The organism is Streptomyces montanus (assembly GCF_005786655.1).
GTDB lineage: Bacteria > Actinomycetota > Actinomycetes > Streptomycetales > Streptomycetaceae > Streptomyces > Streptomyces sporangiiformans.
Genome location: NZ_VBZC01000037.1, coordinates 47449 through 64879, shown reverse-complemented (window position 1 = coordinate 64879; position 17431 = coordinate 47449). Strand labels below are relative to the sequence as shown.

The following is a 17431-nucleotide window of genomic DNA, read 5'->3' as shown; positions in this document are numbered from 1 at the left end:
CGTTCATCGTCCCCGTCGCGTTCGTGGCTGGTCGCCCTGCCAGCGGCGGTCGAGGGGCCAGTCCTCGCCGTCCCGCACCGCGCGCGGCCAGCGGATGGCGGCCTGGGCCAGCACCGCACGGCCGGTCAAGTGCTGGGCGGAGAGGAAGGACAGGTCCTGGCCGATCCGGTCGGCCAGGGTCCGGTCCGCCTCGGCCAGTTCGTCCGCCGCGTACCACAGGGCGTGCAGAAGGCGGTTGACGGCTTGCTTCTCCAAGTCCACTCCCGGGTCCGCCTGGAGTTGCAGCCGGTCCCGGCGGCCCTTCGCGACCTCTTGGCACTGCTCGAACCAGACGTCTCCCGGCGGGCGTGGCGCATGGGCCACGGTGCGCAGGATGTGCAGCCAGTCGAGCGCGTCACCGTCGTCTCTGAGGAACTCCGCGTGCAGCCAGTCGACGACCTCCTGCGCCTCTCCCCCGGCGAGCCGGTGCCACAGAAAGCGGGACCGCTCGTCCCGCTCCGCCTGCCCCGACCGGCCGGCAGCCCGCTGCCGGTGGTGCTCGGCGAGCAGTGCGTGCGCGCTGAACCAGTCCACCCCGCTGCCACCGCGCCCGCTGCGCATCTGATGGACCAACAGGGTGCGCAGAAAACGATCCGTGATGAACGGCCGGCTGCCCGTTCCACGCGACCAGCGCTCCCGCTCCAGCTGGGCGGCGGCTCCGTCGGCCGCGGCCAGGCCGTCGATCCGACGCGGCACCCACCGCTCTGCCAGCTGCTCGGCCGCCTCCCGGTCCCAGGCCAGGGAGAACAGGCACAGCTCGTCGTGGTTCTCGCTGCCGACGAGGGTGTTCAGCAGCCGCCAGATGACGGATTCGCCGGTGCCGCCGGGATGGGTCAGGTCGAGGAGTTCCTCGGCCGCCACCCACTCCTCGGTGCGCGCCTTGTGCACCACGGCGTCGCACAGTCGGCGGGCCCCCATGGGGTGGCCTCGGGTCAGATCGTGTACGGCGGTGGCGATGTACGGGTCGAAGGAGGCCTGGTCGTCGCGCTGGAGCATCCTCTCCAGGTGCTCCGTGTCGAGCGGCGGCAGCGGCACGACCAGCACGCCCGCCGAGGAAGCGGTGCCGTGCCGGGTCCACCTGGAGTTCCTGCCGACCTCGTGCAGCGACCGGTATACGGCGGCCGGGTAGGGGTCGTTCTCCTCGTCGGGGTTGTCGTCCCGGGTGGCCGGGCTGTCGTCGCCGCGCAGTTCGGTGGCGATCACGACCAACTGGTCGCGGGCGCCACGGCTGAGCCGCGCCCGTTGTTCCAGGAGCAGTTCGAGGAAGTCACGGCCGGCGTCGATGTGCGCGTTGTCGAGGAGGACCAGCGGACGCGGGGCGCGGTTCCCACGCCGGAAGGGCCCGTAACGCACATCCGCGAGGAACGCGGCCATCAGCATGCGCTCGACACCGCGCCGGAATCCGCGGCCCTGGTGGAACTCCTGGCAGAGCCGGGCCACGGCCTGCGCACGCTCCGCGGCCGGCACCGGCTGCGGCTGCGCGGCCGCGCCCGGGGGCATACCGCGCAGCCGGTTGTCGGCCTCGCTGCGGTAGCTCTCGTACCAGCGGACCAACTGGCGGGAAGCGAGTCTGCGCGAGCGCCATCTGTACTGCCGACCCAGGTAGGTGCGCACGGCCGCCTCGGGAAACTCCGCGGGGTCGGGGGAAGCGGGCAGCGCCGCGCGGAAGAGCGTGTCCCAGGTGGGGGGCGGGTCCGTGCCCGACACGGGCCCCATCAGGGCGGCCGTGTGCTGGTCGGCCACCCGCAGTTCTTCGTCGTTGCCGGGGCGCCGGGCGGACACCACGGCGAGCAGTCCGGCGGTGGTCCGGGGAAAGCAAAGCCGCCCGAACCCGGCGACGGGGCGGGACAGTTGGGTGACGAGCTCGGCCAGGACCTCCACCGCGTAGGAGTTGTTGGAGATCTCCGGGCCCACCCTGGCCCGCTCCTCCAGTGTCGCGCAGTTGATCCGCGCGAACGGGACGCGCGGCCCCGGCCAGGGACCCGCATCGGGCGCGTACGCCTGCTGGAGGTCGCCCAGCAGGGCGCTCTTGCCGGTGCCGTGCCGCCCACTGAGCAGCACCACCGGCAGGTCCTCGCCGAACTCGTGATGCCGCCGTCTGCGGTGATGGTCGCGGTCGAGACCGACCAGGCGCGGCACCAGCTGCCGCAGCAGGGGCTGGCGCGCGTACGCCTCCGGAATCTGCTCGTCTGCCCCGGCTGCGGGGCCCGCGGGGGCGCTCATCCCAGCCTCAGCATCGAGTTGATGATCTCCGACACGATGCCGGACGCCATGTCCCTGCTCATCGAACCCACCGACCTGGACCCGACCTGTACCAGATCGCTGCTGTGCTTCAGGAAGCGCTGCAACGTGCCCGCGTCGGGCTCGGCACCGCGCTGGGCGGCCTCGGTCAGAGCCCCGGCGAGCTCGCGCACCTGCCGCACCTCGCTGTCGGCCTCCGACAGGTCGGGGCGGGACGCCTGCACGAGCAGGGCCAGTTGCTCGAAGGACAGGAATACCCCGGCGCCCTGTTCGGCGACGCCAATGCGGACCGGGGTGGGCAGCTCCAGATGGTCCTTGGCGTACTCCAGGTCCTCGAACTCGAGCTGCCGGCCGCAGTAGAAGGCCTCCCGTGCCCAGAGGAAGTCCTCGGGGTTCGGCTCGCCGCTCTGGTGCCGCCCGGCCCGGTCCCACCAGGCGAACAGGGCCGCCTTGGCGTATCGGCGCCGGGCGTCCCGATCGGCGTACGCCTCGTCCCAGGCCCGAACCTCCGCGAGCCCGGTGCCGGTGGGGCTGACCAGCGGTGGCACGGCACCGGAGTCGTTGTGCACGGCTATCCAGCCGAGTGTGGCCAGACGGTCCACGACACCCTCGACCAGTTCCAGGCTGCACCGCTCATGGGGTGCGTATTCGGCGCTGGGCACTCGGTTCCCGGCGCCGCCGTCGGTCTCGCCGGTCAGCCACCGGAGGAAACGCGCGGAGGCGGCACCTGTCTCGTCGTACACGGGGGAGAGGCCGTTCGTGGGCACTGCCCGGGATCTGATCAAACTTCTGCCCCCAACTCCCGTGACCACCATGCGCGTTCGTTCGCCTTCCCCGAAGTGGGATGTCAAACACGTGACATACGAGGTCCCACACCGGGTCGCCCGTGAACTGTAGTTACTCTTCGCCGTCTGGACCGGCGCCTGACGCACCTGTCACAGCACCCCGCCAGAACGAATACCAACCTGCACCAAGCCCTTACGAATCGTGACGTGGTCGTAGCCGCGGTCGTATGGTGTTTACTGCCGGTTCTCGGAAATCCAGGGCGCCTGCGCCGGGGAGCTTGGCGAGCAGAATCGCGTGCAACAGGGGCCACACACCGGCCTCGGTCCACTCAGACAGACGGCGCCAGCAGGTCATGCCCGAACCGAAGCCGAGTTCCTGCGGCGGGTGTTCCCAGGAGATCCCGGTGTGCAGGACGAACAGGATGCCCTGGAACCCCAGCCGGTCCGGATGCCGCTTGCGCCCGGGATGCCGCCACGGCCTCGGCCGAGCCACCACGATCATGGTCAAGTGCAGGTGATCTCGGCATCCGGATCGGAGTGGATCGCACCCTGGCTTGACTCACCCCTGGTTCAGGCGTTCGAGCCGGCCGGAGTGGTGCGGGCTGGAACGGGCCGCTCGGCCGCCGGGGAGGCAGTGGTCACGGTGCGCCGGAACTCGCTCGGGTTGGCGCCTCGGACCCGTTTGAACGCTGCGCTGAACCCGAACGGGTCGGAGTAACCGACGGCACGGGCAATGTCCGCGACGGTTGCGGACTCCTGCTCGACCAGTAGGTCTGCCGCGAGCGTCATGCGCCAGCGGGTGAGGTAGGTCAACGGCGGTTCCCCGACCAGGTCGGCGAACCGCTTGGCCGGCGTCGAACGCGACACCCCGGTGCGCTCGGCCAATGCGGCGACCGTCCATGGCGCTGCCGGTTCGGCGTGCAGCAGACGCAGCGCCTCGCCGGCCACCGGGTCCCGCTGGGCGGCCCACCAGTCCGGGGGCTCGCCGCCAGGCCGGTCGAACCACTCGCGCAGCGTGTACACCAACATCCAGTCCAGCAGCCGGTCCAGCACTACTTGCTGGCCCGGCGTGTCGACGCAGACCTCGGCGGCGAGGTGGTCCAGCACGGGGTCGGCCGTGCCCCCGCCGCCCACGCGCAGTACGACGGGAAGCGCGTCCAGCAGTCGGTGGCTGATCTCGCCGCGTACGGGATAGGCGTCGACGATCAGGGTCGTCGCACCACCGCCGTCACCGGCGTCCCCGCCGCGGTCGTTCCAGCCGCGCCGGTGCCGGGTTCCGCCCTGCTCGGGCGTCGCGCAGTGCTCGCCGCACGCGATCGGTTCGGCCCGGGTGCCTGGCTCGTCGACGAAGGTGAACGTCACGGGGCCGCGCACGACGAGCGTCTCGCGGGCGCGAAGCGGCTCGGGCGGACGGTGCTCCGGCACGACCCAGCCCGCCCCGGTGAGGACGGTGCACAGGGGCAGCGGCGCACCGTCCACGAAGTGCAGGGCCCAGGGCGGGGACAGGCCACTACCGAGGGCACGGTCCAACTGTTCACGGCCCCGGACTCGCTCAAAGTGCGGCGCCTACGCCGCGACCCCCGCGCCTCGATCGTCGTCGCCGCCCCAGTGGGTGAACGCGAGCGCTGGCTGGCTGTCGCCGGCCGCACCACGGTGGAACCCGACGGAGCACACGACCTGTGCGCCCGCCCAGCCGCTCGCTACTGGGACCTCGACAACCCGGCCCGCGCCGACGACCTCACCGGGATCCTGGCCGAAGACTGGGTTCGTCTCGTCATCCACCCGGAGACCGTAAGTCGCTGCATGTTCTGACCTCCGCGACAACCTGTTCAAGTGCGCCGCCGTCCGGCGGCACCCGACGCCGCCCGGGCGATGACTGGTGGCCCCGAGGCGCCCCCGACCTCGATCCGGTCGGCGCCCTGACGGGCTTGGGAGTCTCCCCGGAAGGCTGTACAGGATTCACACAACGACCGTGGGAAAGGCGACTCATGAGCCGCTAAACTGCCGCGCTGTCGCCGTGCGACACAGCAATTGGCCGAAGATGAACGGGGGAAGAGACATGGCAAGCGGGGGATGGGGGCCGGGCCCAGGATCGGGACAACCCGGCGGCAACGGACCGGGCGGCCAGGGCTGGGGTCCTCCCGGGCCGCCGGCCAACAACCCCTACGGGCCACCGCCCGCCGGCGGTCCCTACGGTCCGCCCGCGCCGCATCCGTATCCACCTCAGAACCCGTACCCCTATGGCCGGCCGGCCCCGGCGCCCGCTCGCCCGCAGCGACGCCGCAGCCGCCTGTGGTATCTCTCCATCCCCTTCCTCGTCGGCCTCGTCGTCCGCTCGGCGCACCGCGTCGCCACCCGCCTCTTCGTGCAGGAGGGCGACGGCCGGATCGAGGACCGCACCGTGGACCGCGTCCAGGTGGCCCGCACGGTGCTCGGCGTCGTCGCCACCCTCGCGCTGATCCTGGTCTTCGGCGTGGATGCCGACCGCTGGGAGAACGCGGCGGCCGAAGGCGTCGCCAACATGATCATCACCCCGGTCCTGCTGCTCTGCACCGGCCCGCTGGTCATCCTCGGCTTCATCCTCTACGCACCCTCACACCTGCGCCCGTATCTGCGCTCCCGGCTCCATGCACCGCTCAAGGCGGTCGGCTGGTACCTGCTGACGGTGCTCGTCATCGCCGGCGTCCTGTACACGGCGGCCCAGGTCGCCGTCGGGGATCGGAAGGACTGGTTCGTCTATGTGATGCTCCTCTTGTCGCTGGCCGTGATGGTGTGGGGTTTTCCCTTCTTCTTCCTGGCGTCGCTGTACTCCGCCCGCAGTGCCTTCAACACCGCCCACGTCCACCCGATGCTGCCGCCCGTGCTCACCGCAGTGCTGGTGTGGGTGCTCGTGGTCTTCAACCTGATCGACAGCGGCATGCCGGAGGGCCCGCCGGTCCTCCAGTTCTGCTCCCTGCTGGGCGGGCCGCTGTCGGTGACCGCCGTCTCGCTGTGGGAGCTGCGGCGGATGCGGACCCGGTTCGGGGTCACCGTCCGCGGCGGAGCGGGACCGGCCGCCTCCGGCATCCGGTGAAGGCGGTGTGAGGGTTCACTGGTGATCCGGGGAGTCAGGTGTGCGGTCGTGGGGCCCCGCGTCCGGAGGGTAAGCCGGATCACGGCCGATGCAGCCGGTTCGAGCGCCGAGGCTGGACAGCTCTGGGAAGTAGCGTCTGCCCACGTCGGGATCACGAGGGAGCGAGCTTGTAAGGCGGTAGTCAGCGGGCCCTGCGGTACATCAGCGAAGTTCAGCCACCGGTCCCCGATGGCAGTCCGTGCATGATCCTCGCCGACTACGGCACGTCCGCGGGGCGGCCGCAGAGCGCGCGTCCTTCGACTGGCTTGCGCAGGGGCGTGTTCTGGAGACCTCCAACGCGGTTGGCCCACCAGACAGTCAGTTCGCGTACGAAGAACATCGGCAGTCGCCGGTAGCGGCGGGGCTTCTGGAAGACCCCGACGGAATCACCCCAGTAGGCATGTTTGGCGTCAATGGCCGCGTAATTGTGCCGGATTCCCGTCATCGGCGGGAAATCGGTGTAGGCCTCGCGCAATTCGAGTCCCGAGTACGCAGCCATGGCGCGGAACCCGTCTGGGTAGTAGCGCCAGCAATCCTGTGCATCGTGCACATGGCCGCGCGACGGTGCCGTGATGAATGCCATTCCCCTGGGCTTCAGCACGCGCGCGATCTCCATCATCGTTGCCCAGAAGAACGGGATGTGTTCGAATGCCTGGCCCGAGAGCACAAAGTCCGCACTGTTGGACTTCAATGGAATGCGGTAGGGCTTGGCCATGACCGCATCCACATTCTGTCCATCGAGCACATCAACGCCCACATAGTCGATGTCGTGCTGACCCAGCATGTCTTTATGCGTGACACTCTGTTTGTCTGACACACGCGATCCCAGATCCACGACCCGGTGCCGCCGGTTCGTCGGCATGTACTCCTTCACACAGAGTTCCATCTGTTCATATGCAGACCTGTGCATCAGTGTCGCCTCTCGATGCGCCCCCCCACCCTGAATGGACATGTTCCACAACTCCCATCGGCAGAAGGAGTGACGCGTCTAACTGCGTGACAGCGAGGGCGAGTGCTCGATGAGCAGGAGCTTGCGACCGCGGGTTACGCATCGTGGCAGCCAGGTCTCGCTTCAGGTGCATCGGTCTCAGGTCGACGCATCCGACGACATCAGCTCCTCAAGCTTGTTGAGGCTTTGAGTCCAGCCCTCCTCGTGGAGAGCTTGGCGCCGCTCAGTGGCGAAGTCGCCCTGGCTCAAGACCAACTCGGTCCGTGCAGCGCCGATTTCGCGAAGCGACAGCTTGACCACCGTGTCCCGATCCTCGGGATCGGGGTCCTCCCACCGGAAGGTGTACGACAGGCGTTCCGGAGGGTCGACCTCAACGAACTCCCCCACCAGGTAGAACAGTTCGCCTTCCGGAGGTCGCATCGCGATCCGGTAGCTACCGCCTGGCCGCAGGTCGCTTTCCACACTCGGGATGGCGAACCCGTCAGGGCCCCACCACTTGGCCAGTTCCTGCGGTTCGGTCAACGCTCGGAATACGACCGCGCGCGGAGCGCGGAGGACACGCTGCAGATGCAGTCTCAGCTCGCCATCGTGCGTCATCACGAACCTCCTCCAAACCGAAGGCGCCGAGATTGACCAGCACGCTTCATCCTACGCAGCCCAGCCGTGGACCACGCGCCGAGCGGGGGCGCGAGCAGGGATGCGAGCAGGGACGCGAGCAGGGACGCGAGCAGGGACGCGAGCAGGGGCGTTGTGAGGACAGGCGCGGCGGCCACCGGTGATCATCACGTGCTGCCTGCCGGGCTGTCTGCTCACCTGGACGCAGGGATGCGGCAAGACAACGGCTGTTGTCAGTGGGCGCCGCTAATCTGCCTACAGATCCGACCGTTTACTCCGTTCCAGGAGGTATGTCATGGCATCTCGGCTCAATCCGTATCTCATCTTCGCCGGCGACGCCCGGCAGGCGATGGAGTTCTACAAGGAGGTCTTCGGCGGCACCCTGGCGCTCAACACCTACGGGGACCTCGGCCAGCAGGACACCCCGGACTCCGACAAGATCATGCACGGCATGCTGGAGACCCCGAGCGGCTTTACCCTGATGGGCGCCGACACCCCTGAAGGGGAGCACAAGCCGGGCAACAACTTCTCGGTGAGCCTCAGCGGCGACGACGACACCGAGCTGCGCGGCTACTGGGAGAAGCTGTCCGCCGACGGCTCCGTGTCCGTCCCGCTGGACAAGCAGATGTGGGGCGACACATTCGGCATGTGTACCGACCGCTTCGGCATCTCCTGGATGGTCAACATCGGCCAGCCGCCCAGCTGACACAGACCATCCTCGCCCGGGCCCCGGCCCGATCGCACATTCCCGGGTCCCGCCGACCCGACGGCCGGCGGGACCCGGCACGCCGTGAACCGCCAAGCGGTGGGCGACGGCGTCAGTTCGTGGAGTTCGTACGTCACGGATGAGTTCCTGGCCGCCATGAGGGCATGGGCCCGACAGCCTGAATTCCGGCTTCTGAAGCAGCCCTGCCTACTGCCGTTGCGGGCTGTAGTACCCCAGGAACATGTCCACGCCGCTGACGATGAGGCGGTCCGTGAGGCCGTCCTCGATGTGGGCGCCGTACGTGCTGAAGACCATGTGGGGGAAGACCAGCAGCGCGTACAGCTGGGTGATCGCGGCCTCCAGGTCGGGAATGACCAGCCGGCCCTGGTCCGCGAGCGCGCGCAGGGCGCCGGCGACGGCCGGGTGGTGCCCTTCCGGACCGTGCCCCTGCCACGCATGGCCGAGCTCGGGGAAGCGGTGCTGCTCGGCGGCCACGAGGTTGCGCAGGGCGATGACGTCCTCGTTCGTCCTGACGGCGTGCACCCAGGCGCGGGCGGTGTCGATGAGGGCCGTACGCAGGTCCTCGGCCTCGGCGAGTTCTTCGAGCGCGGCCGATGTGGCGTGACCGAGGGGCTCGTCCAGGGCGCTCGTGATGACCGCGGTGAACAGCGCTTCCTTTTTCCCGAAGTGGTTGTAGACGGTCACCTTGGACACGCCTGCCTCCGCGGCGATGGCGTCCATGCCGACACCGAAGCCGTCCCGCAGGAAGAGCTCGCGCGCCGCCCGGACGATGGCCTGCCGCTTCAGTTCGGCGCGAGGCCCGCTGGGGGGCTGCCTGACGCTGTCCACGCTCATGAGTCGATCCTAGCAATTCTCTGAACTGAACAGTTGAGTTCACATGTACTGAGCCGTACAGTTCAGTTAGCGGGCAGAGTGCGCGGGTGCGTCCGCCCCGTCCCGTACCGCTTCCACGCGCCCTCTTCCACCCCTCGCGACAAGGACACGCCATGACTCATTCCACGAGCACCGCACACCACGGACAGGACCATCACGGGCCACCGGTCGACCCTCGCCGCTGGGCGGCGCTGGCCCTCATCTGCGTCGCCCAGTTCATGCTGATCCTCGACGTCACCGTCGTGAACGTCGCGCTGCCCGACATGGCCGCCGACCTCCACCTCGACCGGGCGACGCTGACCTGGGCGGTCACCGCCTACACCCTGTGCTTCGGCGGCCTGATGCTGCTCGGCGGGCGGCTCGCCGACGCCCTCGGCGCCCGCCGCACCCTCCTCGCCGGGCTCGCCCTCTTCACCGCCGCCTCCCTCGTCACCGGGCTCTCCGGAAGCGCGGCCATGCTGCTCGGCGGGCGCATCGCCCAGGGCGTCGGAGCCGCCCTGCTCTCCCCCGCGGCACTCTCCATCGTCACCACCACCTTCCACGGCACCGAGCGCAACAAGGCACTCGGAGTGTGGGCCGCCATCGGCGGCTCGGGCGCGGCCGCCGGAGTCCTGATCGGCGGCGCGCTGACCGACGGGCCCGGCTGGCAGTGGGTCTTCTACATCAACGTGCCGGTCGGCCTCGCCGTCCTCGCGGCCCTGCCCGCGCTCGTCCCCGCCCGTGCCCCGCGGCCGGCCCGGCTCGACATACCCGGAGCACTGCTGGTCACCGCGGGCACCGGCCTGCTCATCTACGGCCTGGTCGAGGCGGGTGACGCCGGCTGGGGCGACGCGGCCACGCTGCTGCCGCTCGCCGCCGCGGTGGTGCTGTACGCGGGGTTCGCCGTGGTCGAACGGACGGGCCGCGCCCCTCTGATGGACCTGCGGATGTTCACCCGGCGGCCGGTGCTCGCGGGCGCCTTCCTGATGCTGATCGCCACCGCGCTGCTGATCGCGTACTTCTTCCTCGGCTCGGTCTACCTCCAGCACATCCGGGGCTTCAGCCCGCTGAAGACCGGTCTGCTGTTCCTGCCCGTGGCGGTGGCGACCGGCCTCGGCGCCCACCTCGCTTCCCGGCTCGTCGGCCGGATCGGCAGCCGCGCCGTCGCCGTGGGCGGCATGGCGATCGCCGCCGCCGGATCCGCGCCGCTGACCCAGCTGTCCGCCGACGGCAGCGTGTACGCGGGTCTGCTGCCCGGCTTCGTCGTGGCCTCCTTCGGCCTCGGCACGGTCTTCGTCACCGCCACCACCACCGCGCTGGGCCTGGTGGAACACCATGAGGCGGGTCTGGCCTCCGGAGTCGTCAACACCTTCCACGAGGTGGGCGGTTCGATCGGCGTGGCGGTCGTCTCCACCGTCGCCGCCTCGGGCATCGAATCCGGCTCCGCCGGCGGCTTCACCGATGCCTTCACCGTCTGCTCCGTCGCGGCGGCCGTGAGTGCCGCGGTGGCCCTGGGACTCGTGCCACGCGGCAAGCCGCAGATGACCGGGGGCCCACACGTGCACTGACCGCGACCGAGGCCTCCCTGTCACGCCACGAGGTGCGCCGAGACCGTGAGGCCCGGCGCGTTTGCGGCACCCCATCGTGGCTAGTCGCCAAGAGTCGGAGCGGGAAGAGGTGTGGCCGCCCGGCCCGCCGCCTCCGGCAATGAAGGGAGGAAACGGTCATGACCTCAGTCAAGGACATGCTCGCCACCTACCCGGCCGACCTCGGCGACGTCGACCGCGAGAAGCTCACCCGCTGCATCGAGGAATGCATCGCCTGCGCCCAGGCTTGTACGGCCTGCGCGGACGCCTGCCTGTCCGAGGGCATGGTGCGCGACCTGGCCAAGTGCATCCGCACCAGCATGGACTGCGCCGACATCTGCAACACCACCGCGTCGGTCCTGTCCCGCCACACCGGCTACGACGCCAACATCACCCGCGCGATCCTCCAGGCGTGCGCCACCGCCTGCAAGGCATGCGCCGACGAATGCGGCCAGCACTCCGGCATGGACCACTGCCGCCTCTGCGCCGAAGCCTGCCGATCCTGCGAGCAGGCATGCAACGAACTCATGCGGGCCCTCGGCTGACCCGCAGTGCGTGGCCGCCGCACTCTGGTGCGGCGGCCCTCATATGTCATCCACCGCCCCCGCACCATCCGCTGGGCTCCCAGTAACCCGCCCGCAACCCCCAACTCGAAGCCGGGTAGCGTCCTTTCACGTCAAACGGAAGCTCATAGGCAGCCGACTCGTGACCTTCGTGGCGGAGAGTGGGGCGGAGCGTCGACCGAGGGGAGACAGCCAGATGACGAAGCCGGCGACAGGCGACTTCGATGCCACCTCCGGTGGAGTTGGCGACAGAATCGGCCGGTACCGGCTGCTCAGAACCCTCGGAACCGGCGGCATGGGCCGGGTCTGTCTGGCGCGTTCGGAGGGCGGGCGCACGGTCGCGGTCAAGCTCATCAAGCCGGAGCTGGCCGCCGAACCCCAGTTCCGTGAGCGCTTCCGGCTGGAAGTGGAGGCGGCGCGCAGGGTGAGCGACCGCTGGACGGCGCCGGTCCTCGACGCGGACACCGAGGCCGAGACGCCGTGGGTGGCCACCGGCTACATCGCGGGGCCCTCGCTCGAACACATCGTCTCGCCCCGCGGACACGGCCCGCTGCCCGCCCTGTCCCTACGCACCCTCGCCCATGGGCTCGCCTGCGCCCTGCAGGACATTCACGGCGCCGGACTGGTCCACCGGGACCTCAAGCCCTCCAACATCCTGATCACCATCGACGGCCCTCGGGTCATCGACTTCGGCATCGCGCGGGCAATGGACGCGGTGCCCGGGTCGACCCTGACCAGCTCCGGCATGCTGGTCGGCTCACCCGGCTTCATGTCGCCCGAGCAGATCAGGGACGAGCCGGTGGGCCCGGCCGCCGATGTCTTCTGCATGGGAGCGGTGCTGGCGTTTGCGGCGACCGGGCAGACGCCGTTCGGCGTGGGCGGTTCCGGCGGCGTCCACGCCGTGATGTTCCGCATCGCGCATGAGGAGCCGGATCTGACCGGGATCGAGGAGCCGATGCGGGGACTGATCGCCGACTGCCTCGCGAAGGATCCTGCGGCCAGGCCGACTCCGGAGGACGTGATCGCACGGATGCAGCCGGTGGCGACCGGCACCTCGTCGCCGCCGTGGCTGCCCGCCCAGATCATCGCCGAACTGGGACGCAGTGCCGTCCAGTTACTCGATACGGATACGCCGCCGTATGCGAGCGCTCCGCCGGCACCGGCATCGGGCGCCTCCGCACCGGCCGCCTCCGCACCGTCACCCGCACCCGCACCCGCCGCTTCCGCACCGTCGCCCGCGGCCGTCCCCGTGACCTGGGAGGAACCCCACGTAACGGAGCACTCGGAGCGGTCGGAGTGGGGGACGCAGGTCGTGCCGAAGCCGGGCCTCAGGCCGACTGAGTCGGCTCCGTCGCCGCGACCTCGTCGCGCGGGCAGGGGCCGACGGGCCGCGATAGCGCTGGGGGCCGCCGCTGTGGTGGCAGGAGCCGCGTTCGCCGCGTCGGCCGCCGGTCTGCCACTGCCCTATGGGGGCACGGGCTCCGACTCCGACTCCGGTTCCGGCTCCGGTTCCGGCTCCACCTCCGGCGACGAAGTCGGCCCGACATCCGATGTGCCCAAGGGGTTCGTGGGCATCTGGGCGGGCGAGGTCGAGCGGGACGGGAAGCCCACCGGTCAGTACCGCCGGTTCGCCGTCTCGCCGGGGCAGTTGGGCGAGGTCGTCGCCACCAGCATCAGCCTCGGCCAGAACTACGAGTGCAAGAGCGACGGCACACTCGCCGCCAAGCCGTCCGGCGGCGGCGAGGGCGGGGGCGGGGGTACGTCACTGCGGCTGGACACCAAGGTCGTCAGCAGCGTCCCCAAGGGCACATGCTCGGCCCTCGGTGAACATGTCCTCTCCCGGACCGCCGGTGACTCCCTCCGCTGGGAAGCGGCGGGGCGTACCGCCGAACTGCACAGGATCGAGGAACCGGAGAGGCTCCCCGAAGAGCTGCTCGGCACCTGGCAGCGTCCCCTGGCCAACGGTGGCACCCAGCGAATGACCATCGAGCAGAAAGCGGTGGGCAGCCCGGCCGCCACGATGGTCTCGGACGGCGGCGGCGAGCACTGTGAGGCCGACATGAACCTGGTCTCCATGGGGGAGGCGGACAGTCCGGCACGGCTCGCCCCGCCCGCGGTCGACTGGGCCAAGTCCTCCGGCCTCTGCCGCAACGGCGGCTCCTCCACGGTGCGTACCGAGGGCGACGCACTCGTGCGTGAGCTGGCCAACGGCCAGCGGCTCACCTATACGCGGCTCTGAGGAGCCGCCCGGCCGAGGGAGCCGAGCGCAAGCGAGGGAGCGAGAGAGAGCGAGCCACCTGCGGCGGCCGCAGGTGGCTCGGTGCGGCCGAGGCCGGACGAGGATCAGTCCTCGTCACCGCCGCGGCCCTCGTCACCGTTCTCGCCCTCATGGTCCGCGATGCTGCTGAGCACCTTGAAGTCCTTGTTCAGGTGCACATCGGTCTGCTTGCCGTTGCCGAGGGTGACCTCGACCTCGTAGTAGCCCTCCTCGTCGCCGACCTCGGTGCCAGTGACCTTGCCGCCGTTGGTGTGGGCGAGCGCGGCGGTGCTCGCCTTCTTGAGCGCCGGGCCCGTGATGGGCTGTTCGCTGTCGTCGTCCCCGCCGCCCGTCGCCACGGCGATGCCGGTGCCGGTGCCCGCGCCGACGAGAGCCGCCGAGATCGCGGCCGCGACGATCCACTTGCCCCTGTGCTTCATGTCGACTCCTCTCCGCCACGGGCCACCGGTCGACCGTGCGGCCCACCTGCGCATTCAGCATGCGCCACACCCGCTGAACAGACGCTGAACAGACCTGACGACGGATTCAGCCTGGCTCCGAGGAGCACTCCGGCCGGGAGGTGGAAAGAGTCACGCTTCGGCTAACCGCCGGCTGAGACCCGCGCCAGCCGATCCTCAACACGCTTCGCCGCCGCGTGCATTTCAGGAGCCGCGCGCTGAATGAACCGCCCGACGATCGTGTCCGGGCCGTACCGCCGCACGATCTCGTCCAGCCGGTCCGCCGGCGTGGTCCGCGTCCCGTCGGGTGTCGTCGTCACGTCGCAGTACAGCAGGGCATCGACCAAGTCCGGACGCTCCGGCTCGAACTCCCCCTCCAGCTCCGGCCTCAGCCCGCGCTCCTCGGCTTCCAGCAGGGCGCAGGAGTGGTGAGCCACGAGCCGTACGACCCGTTCGTCCGCCCTCTCCCGGTCTCGCAGGAACCGCGCGCCGTCCAGCGGGTGAAAGCCGGTGAGGGCGATGGCCGGTGCGTACCCGATGTCATGCAGTACTGCCGCGGCTTCCAGCAACTCGGCATCGTCACCCATGATCGGGCCCAAGGAGCGAGCGCGCTGGGCGACCCCCTGCGAGTGCGCCCACCGGCGCGGGAATGGATCGGACAGCAACGATTCGGAGAGCGAGTACGCCCACGCAGTCAGTCCCATGGCGGCCAAGACTACGGCCGTCCCGTTCCAGCGGCGGCGCGCCGACCTCGGATTCCGGCAGGGTCAGCTGTGCTGAACGAAGGCGCTCTGGGAATGAAAGCAGAGTCGCACCGTACAGAGGGGACAAGGGCATGGACGGGGACAAGGGCATGGACATCGAGGTATTCCGCCGGGACACCCCGGGCACCGCGAACCGGATTCACCTCAACAACGCGGGGGCCGGCCTGCTGTCACGGCGGACCCTTGAGACCATGACCGCCCATCTGGAGCTGGAGGCCGCCATCGGCGGCTACGAGGCCGCGGACCAGGAGCGGGAACGGATCGACGCCACCTACGCGAACGTCGCCCAGCTCGTGGGCGGCCATCCCGACGAGGTCGCGCTGTTCGACAATTCCACGCACGCCTGGAACGCCGCGTTCTCCTCCATGACCTTCGAGCCGGGCGATCGCATCCTCACCGGCCGGGCCGAGTACGGCAGCAACGTCCTCGCCTATCTGCAGACGGCCCAGCGCACCGGCGCCGAGGTCGTCGTCGTCCCCAACGACGCGTCGGGACAGCTCGACACCGCCGCCCTGGCGCAGCTCATCGACGACCGAACCAAGCTGGTCGGCGTCAGTCACGTCCCCACCGGCGGCGGGCTGGTCAACCCGGCGGCCGAGATCGGCCGCATCACCCGAGCCGCGGGGGTGCCCTTCCTCCTCGACGCCACCCAGTCCGTCGGCCAGTTCCCGGTCTCCGTGGCCGAACTCGGGTGCGACATGCTCACCGCCACGGGCCGCAAGTTCCTGCGCGGGCCCCGCGGAACGGGCTTCCTTTGGGTGCGCCCCGAGGCACTGGAGTACCTGGAGCCGCGATCCATCGAGATCGCCACGGCCACCTGGGACGGAAAGCGAGGCTTCACCTGGCAGGACGGCGCCCGGCGCTTCGGGACCTGGGAGGCCGGCTACTCCAACGTGCTCGGCCTGAGCGCCGCCGTCCAGCAGGCCCTGGAGATCGGCATGGACTGGATCGGCCGACGTGCCATCGACCTCGGCGCCTACCTGCGCGACCGCCTGGACGCCGTGCCCGGCGTCACCACGTACGACCTCGGCCGGCAGCGGTGCGCGATCGTGACCGCCAAGGTCGACGCCATGCCCACCGCGGAAGTCGCCGCCGCGCTCGCCGAGCACCGCATCAACGTCACCACCACCGACCCGACACATGCCCAGTTCGACACCGAGGACCGGGGAGTCCACCCGCTGGTGCGACTCTCGCCCCACTACTACAACACCGAGGCCGAACTCGATCGCGCCGTCGAGGTCTTCGCCAAACTCGCCGCAGCACGCTAGGCCCTGTCGGCCCAGCCCACACGTCCCACTCGCACTCGCACTCGCACCCGCACCCGCACCCGCACCCGCACCCGCGTGACGAAGCCCCTACGCGACGAACGGCATCGGAGACACCCCGGGCGGCATGTTGTAGGGCGTGACCACCTGGATCGCCGAGGGCAGGGAAGGTCCTTCGTCGGGCAGGGCCTTGTGGGCGCGCATGACGGCCTGGCAGGCGCGGCGCATGTCCTGCCGCAGGTCGTGATGGAGAACAGCGGAGAGGCGGTGTTCGCGCAGGAGCCGGGTGTTGTCGTGGTCCAGGTCATGGGCGATGAACACCGCGCACTCGCGTCCGAGCGTGTCGAAGGCGTCGAGGGTCGCGGCATTGCCGCCGCCGATGGAGTAGACCGCGTTGATGTCCTCGTCGCGCTCGAGCGCCTCCAGTACGAGTTCACGCTGGGTGGCGTCCAGTCCGTCGCTGTCGGTGACCTCCACCAGGGACCGTTCGGGATTGGCGACCCGCATCGCGCTGCGAAAGCCCATCTCGCGTTCCTCCTCACCCCGGAAGGAGCCGCGACTGATGGTGGCCAGCACATGGCCGGGCCGACCGCCGAGCCACCGCTCGACGAGATAGGCGGCGGTGGCCCCGGCCGCGCGGTTGTCGATGCCGACGTACGTCATGCGGGCGCTGCTGGGCAGGTCGGTCACCAGGGTGACGACGGGGATGCCGACGGCGACCAGCCGGCCGACGGCGGCGCCGACCTCCGGGAGATCCGGGGCTTTGAGGATCACTCCCTGCGAACCCCGCTTGGCGATCTTGTCCATGGTCGCGATCAGTTCCGAGGCGGGGCCGGTCTCCCGGAAGTGGAAGCGCGAGCGGACCACGGCGGGATGCAGGGACGGGAGTTCGGCTTCCAGCGCGTCGCGTACGGCGGTCGAGAACCGCTCCGGCGTCTGCATCACGATGTCGATCATGAAGGTACGTCCGCCGATACGGACCTGGGTCCGCTGGCGGTCCAAGTCCTTGATCGCCTGACGCACCTCCATCACCGTGCTCTCCCGTACGCCGCCCCGGTCATTGAGGACCCGGTCGACGGTCGCCTCACTGAGTCCGGCCTGGCGAGCGATCTCCCTGATCGGATAGGGGTGTCGCATGACTGTTCCCGAAGATAGAGGAAGCTGATGATGGACTTTTGATGGGTATCTGCGGATTGAATGATGGGGGCGGGTTCATAA

Annotated in this window: 16 protein-coding genes and 1 pseudogene; 7 read left to right on the top strand and 10 right to left on the bottom strand. The window is 69.9% G+C overall.

Annotated elements, in window-relative coordinates; all coding sequences use genetic code 11:
• Nucleotides 1-3: 3 nt before the first annotated feature.
• The 4 genes and pseudogenes from FE633_RS29335 to FE633_RS29320 all read right to left on the bottom strand — a co-directional run bounded on the left by FE633_RS29335 (nucleotide 4) and on the right by FE633_RS29320 (nucleotide 4595).
• The gene (locus tag FE633_RS29335) at nucleotides 4-2262 is read right to left on the bottom strand and encodes a hypothetical protein (protein ID WP_138048199.1); all 2259 of its coding nucleotides are present in this window, start codon (nucleotides 2260-2262) and stop codon (nucleotides 4-6) included.
• Complete coding sequence (locus tag FE633_RS29330; RefSeq protein ID WP_138048198.1) at nucleotides 2259-3047, bottom strand: hypothetical protein; 789 nt, start codon at nucleotides 3045-3047, stop codon at nucleotides 2259-2261. Before FE633_RS29330 ends, FE633_RS29335 begins: the two co-directional genes overlap by 4 nt.
• Before the next feature lie 250 nt (nucleotides 3048-3297).
• Nucleotides 3298-3546, bottom strand: a pseudogene (locus tag FE633_RS29325) (transposase); the annotation flags it as partial.
• A gap of 89 nt (nucleotides 3547-3635) precedes the next feature.
• On the bottom strand, nucleotides 3636-4595 hold the full coding sequence (locus tag FE633_RS29320; protein ID WP_138048197.1) for an AraC family transcriptional regulator: 960 nt from the start codon (nucleotides 4593-4595) through the stop codon (nucleotides 3636-3638).
• Between FE633_RS29320 and FE633_RS29315 the strand changes: the two genes are divergently transcribed.
• Nucleotides 4548-4877, top strand: a complete 330-nt coding sequence (locus tag FE633_RS29315) for a pyridoxamine 5'-phosphate oxidase family protein (RefSeq protein WP_246113884.1) — start codon at nucleotides 4548-4550, stop codon at nucleotides 4875-4877. The genes FE633_RS29320 and FE633_RS29315 overlap by 48 nt on opposite strands.
• Before the next feature lie 247 nt (nucleotides 4878-5124).
• Nucleotides 5125-6138 carry a hypothetical protein gene (locus FE633_RS29310; protein ID WP_138048196.1) on the top strand — a complete coding sequence of 338 codons (1014 nt, stop codon included), beginning with the start codon at nucleotides 5125-5127 and terminating at the stop codon, nucleotides 6136-6138.
• A 256-nt stretch (nucleotides 6139-6394) separates the two neighbouring features.
• On the opposite strand, the gene FE633_RS29305 is transcribed toward FE633_RS29310, so the two are convergent.
• Nucleotides 6395-7087, bottom strand: a complete 693-nt coding sequence (locus tag FE633_RS29305; protein ID WP_138048224.1) for a methyltransferase domain-containing protein — start codon at nucleotides 7085-7087, stop codon at nucleotides 6395-6397.
• 177 nt (nucleotides 7088-7264) lie between these two features.
• Nucleotides 7265-7723: an SRPBCC family protein gene (locus tag FE633_RS29300; RefSeq protein WP_246113878.1), complete on the bottom strand. Its 459-nt coding sequence runs from the start codon at nucleotides 7721-7723 to the stop codon at nucleotides 7265-7267.
• Between the two features lie 313 nt (nucleotides 7724-8036).
• On the opposite strand from FE633_RS29300, the gene FE633_RS29295 reads away from it, so the two are divergent.
• A complete protein-coding gene (locus FE633_RS29295) occupies nucleotides 8037-8447 on the top strand; it encodes a VOC family protein (RefSeq protein WP_138048194.1) in 411 nt (136 codons plus the stop codon).
• Between the two features lie 207 nt (nucleotides 8448-8654).
• On the opposite strand, the gene FE633_RS29290 is transcribed toward FE633_RS29295, so the two are convergent.
• Nucleotides 8655-9302 carry a TetR/AcrR family transcriptional regulator gene (locus FE633_RS29290; protein WP_138048193.1) on the bottom strand — a complete coding sequence of 216 codons (648 nt, stop codon included), beginning with the start codon at nucleotides 9300-9302 and terminating at the stop codon, nucleotides 8655-8657.
• 152 nt (nucleotides 9303-9454) lie between these two features.
• Here FE633_RS29290 and FE633_RS29285 point away from each other — a divergent pair, with 152 nt between their 5' ends.
• The 3 genes from FE633_RS29285 (at nucleotide 9455) to FE633_RS29275 (ending at nucleotide 13708) form a co-directional block, all read left to right on the top strand.
• Nucleotides 9455-10888: an MFS transporter gene (locus FE633_RS29285; RefSeq protein WP_138048192.1), complete on the top strand. Its 1434-nt coding sequence runs from the start codon at nucleotides 9455-9457 to the stop codon at nucleotides 10886-10888.
• A 158-nt stretch (nucleotides 10889-11046) separates the two neighbouring features.
• Nucleotides 11047-11451, top strand: a complete 405-nt coding sequence (locus FE633_RS29280; protein ID WP_138048191.1) for a four-helix bundle copper-binding protein — start codon at nucleotides 11047-11049, stop codon at nucleotides 11449-11451.
• A gap of 214 nt (nucleotides 11452-11665) precedes the next feature.
• The gene (locus tag FE633_RS29275) at nucleotides 11666-13708 is read left to right on the top strand and encodes a serine/threonine-protein kinase (RefSeq protein WP_138048190.1); all 2043 of its coding nucleotides are present in this window, start codon (nucleotides 11666-11668) and stop codon (nucleotides 13706-13708) included.
• 104 nt (nucleotides 13709-13812) lie between these two features.
• On the opposite strand, the gene FE633_RS29270 is transcribed toward FE633_RS29275, so the two are convergent.
• Nucleotides 13813-14166: a PepSY domain-containing protein gene (locus FE633_RS29270; RefSeq protein WP_138048189.1), complete on the bottom strand. Its 354-nt coding sequence runs from the start codon at nucleotides 14164-14166 to the stop codon at nucleotides 13813-13815.
• A 161-nt stretch (nucleotides 14167-14327) separates the two neighbouring features.
• Complete coding sequence (locus FE633_RS29265) at nucleotides 14328-14888, bottom strand: HD domain-containing protein (protein ID WP_171060164.1); 561 nt, start codon at nucleotides 14886-14888, stop codon at nucleotides 14328-14330.
• Between the two features lie 131 nt (nucleotides 14889-15019).
• On the opposite strand from FE633_RS29265, the gene FE633_RS29260 reads away from it, so the two are divergent.
• Nucleotides 15020-16216, top strand: a complete 1197-nt coding sequence (locus tag FE633_RS29260; RefSeq protein ID WP_246113877.1) for an aminotransferase class V-fold PLP-dependent enzyme — start codon at nucleotides 15020-15022, stop codon at nucleotides 16214-16216.
• A gap of 87 nt (nucleotides 16217-16303) precedes the next feature.
• On the opposite strand, the gene FE633_RS29255 is transcribed toward FE633_RS29260, so the two are convergent.
• A complete protein-coding gene (locus FE633_RS29255; RefSeq protein ID WP_138048187.1) occupies nucleotides 16304-17350 on the bottom strand; it encodes a LacI family DNA-binding transcriptional regulator in 1047 nt (348 codons plus the stop codon).
• Nucleotides 17351-17431 lie beyond the last annotated feature (81 nt).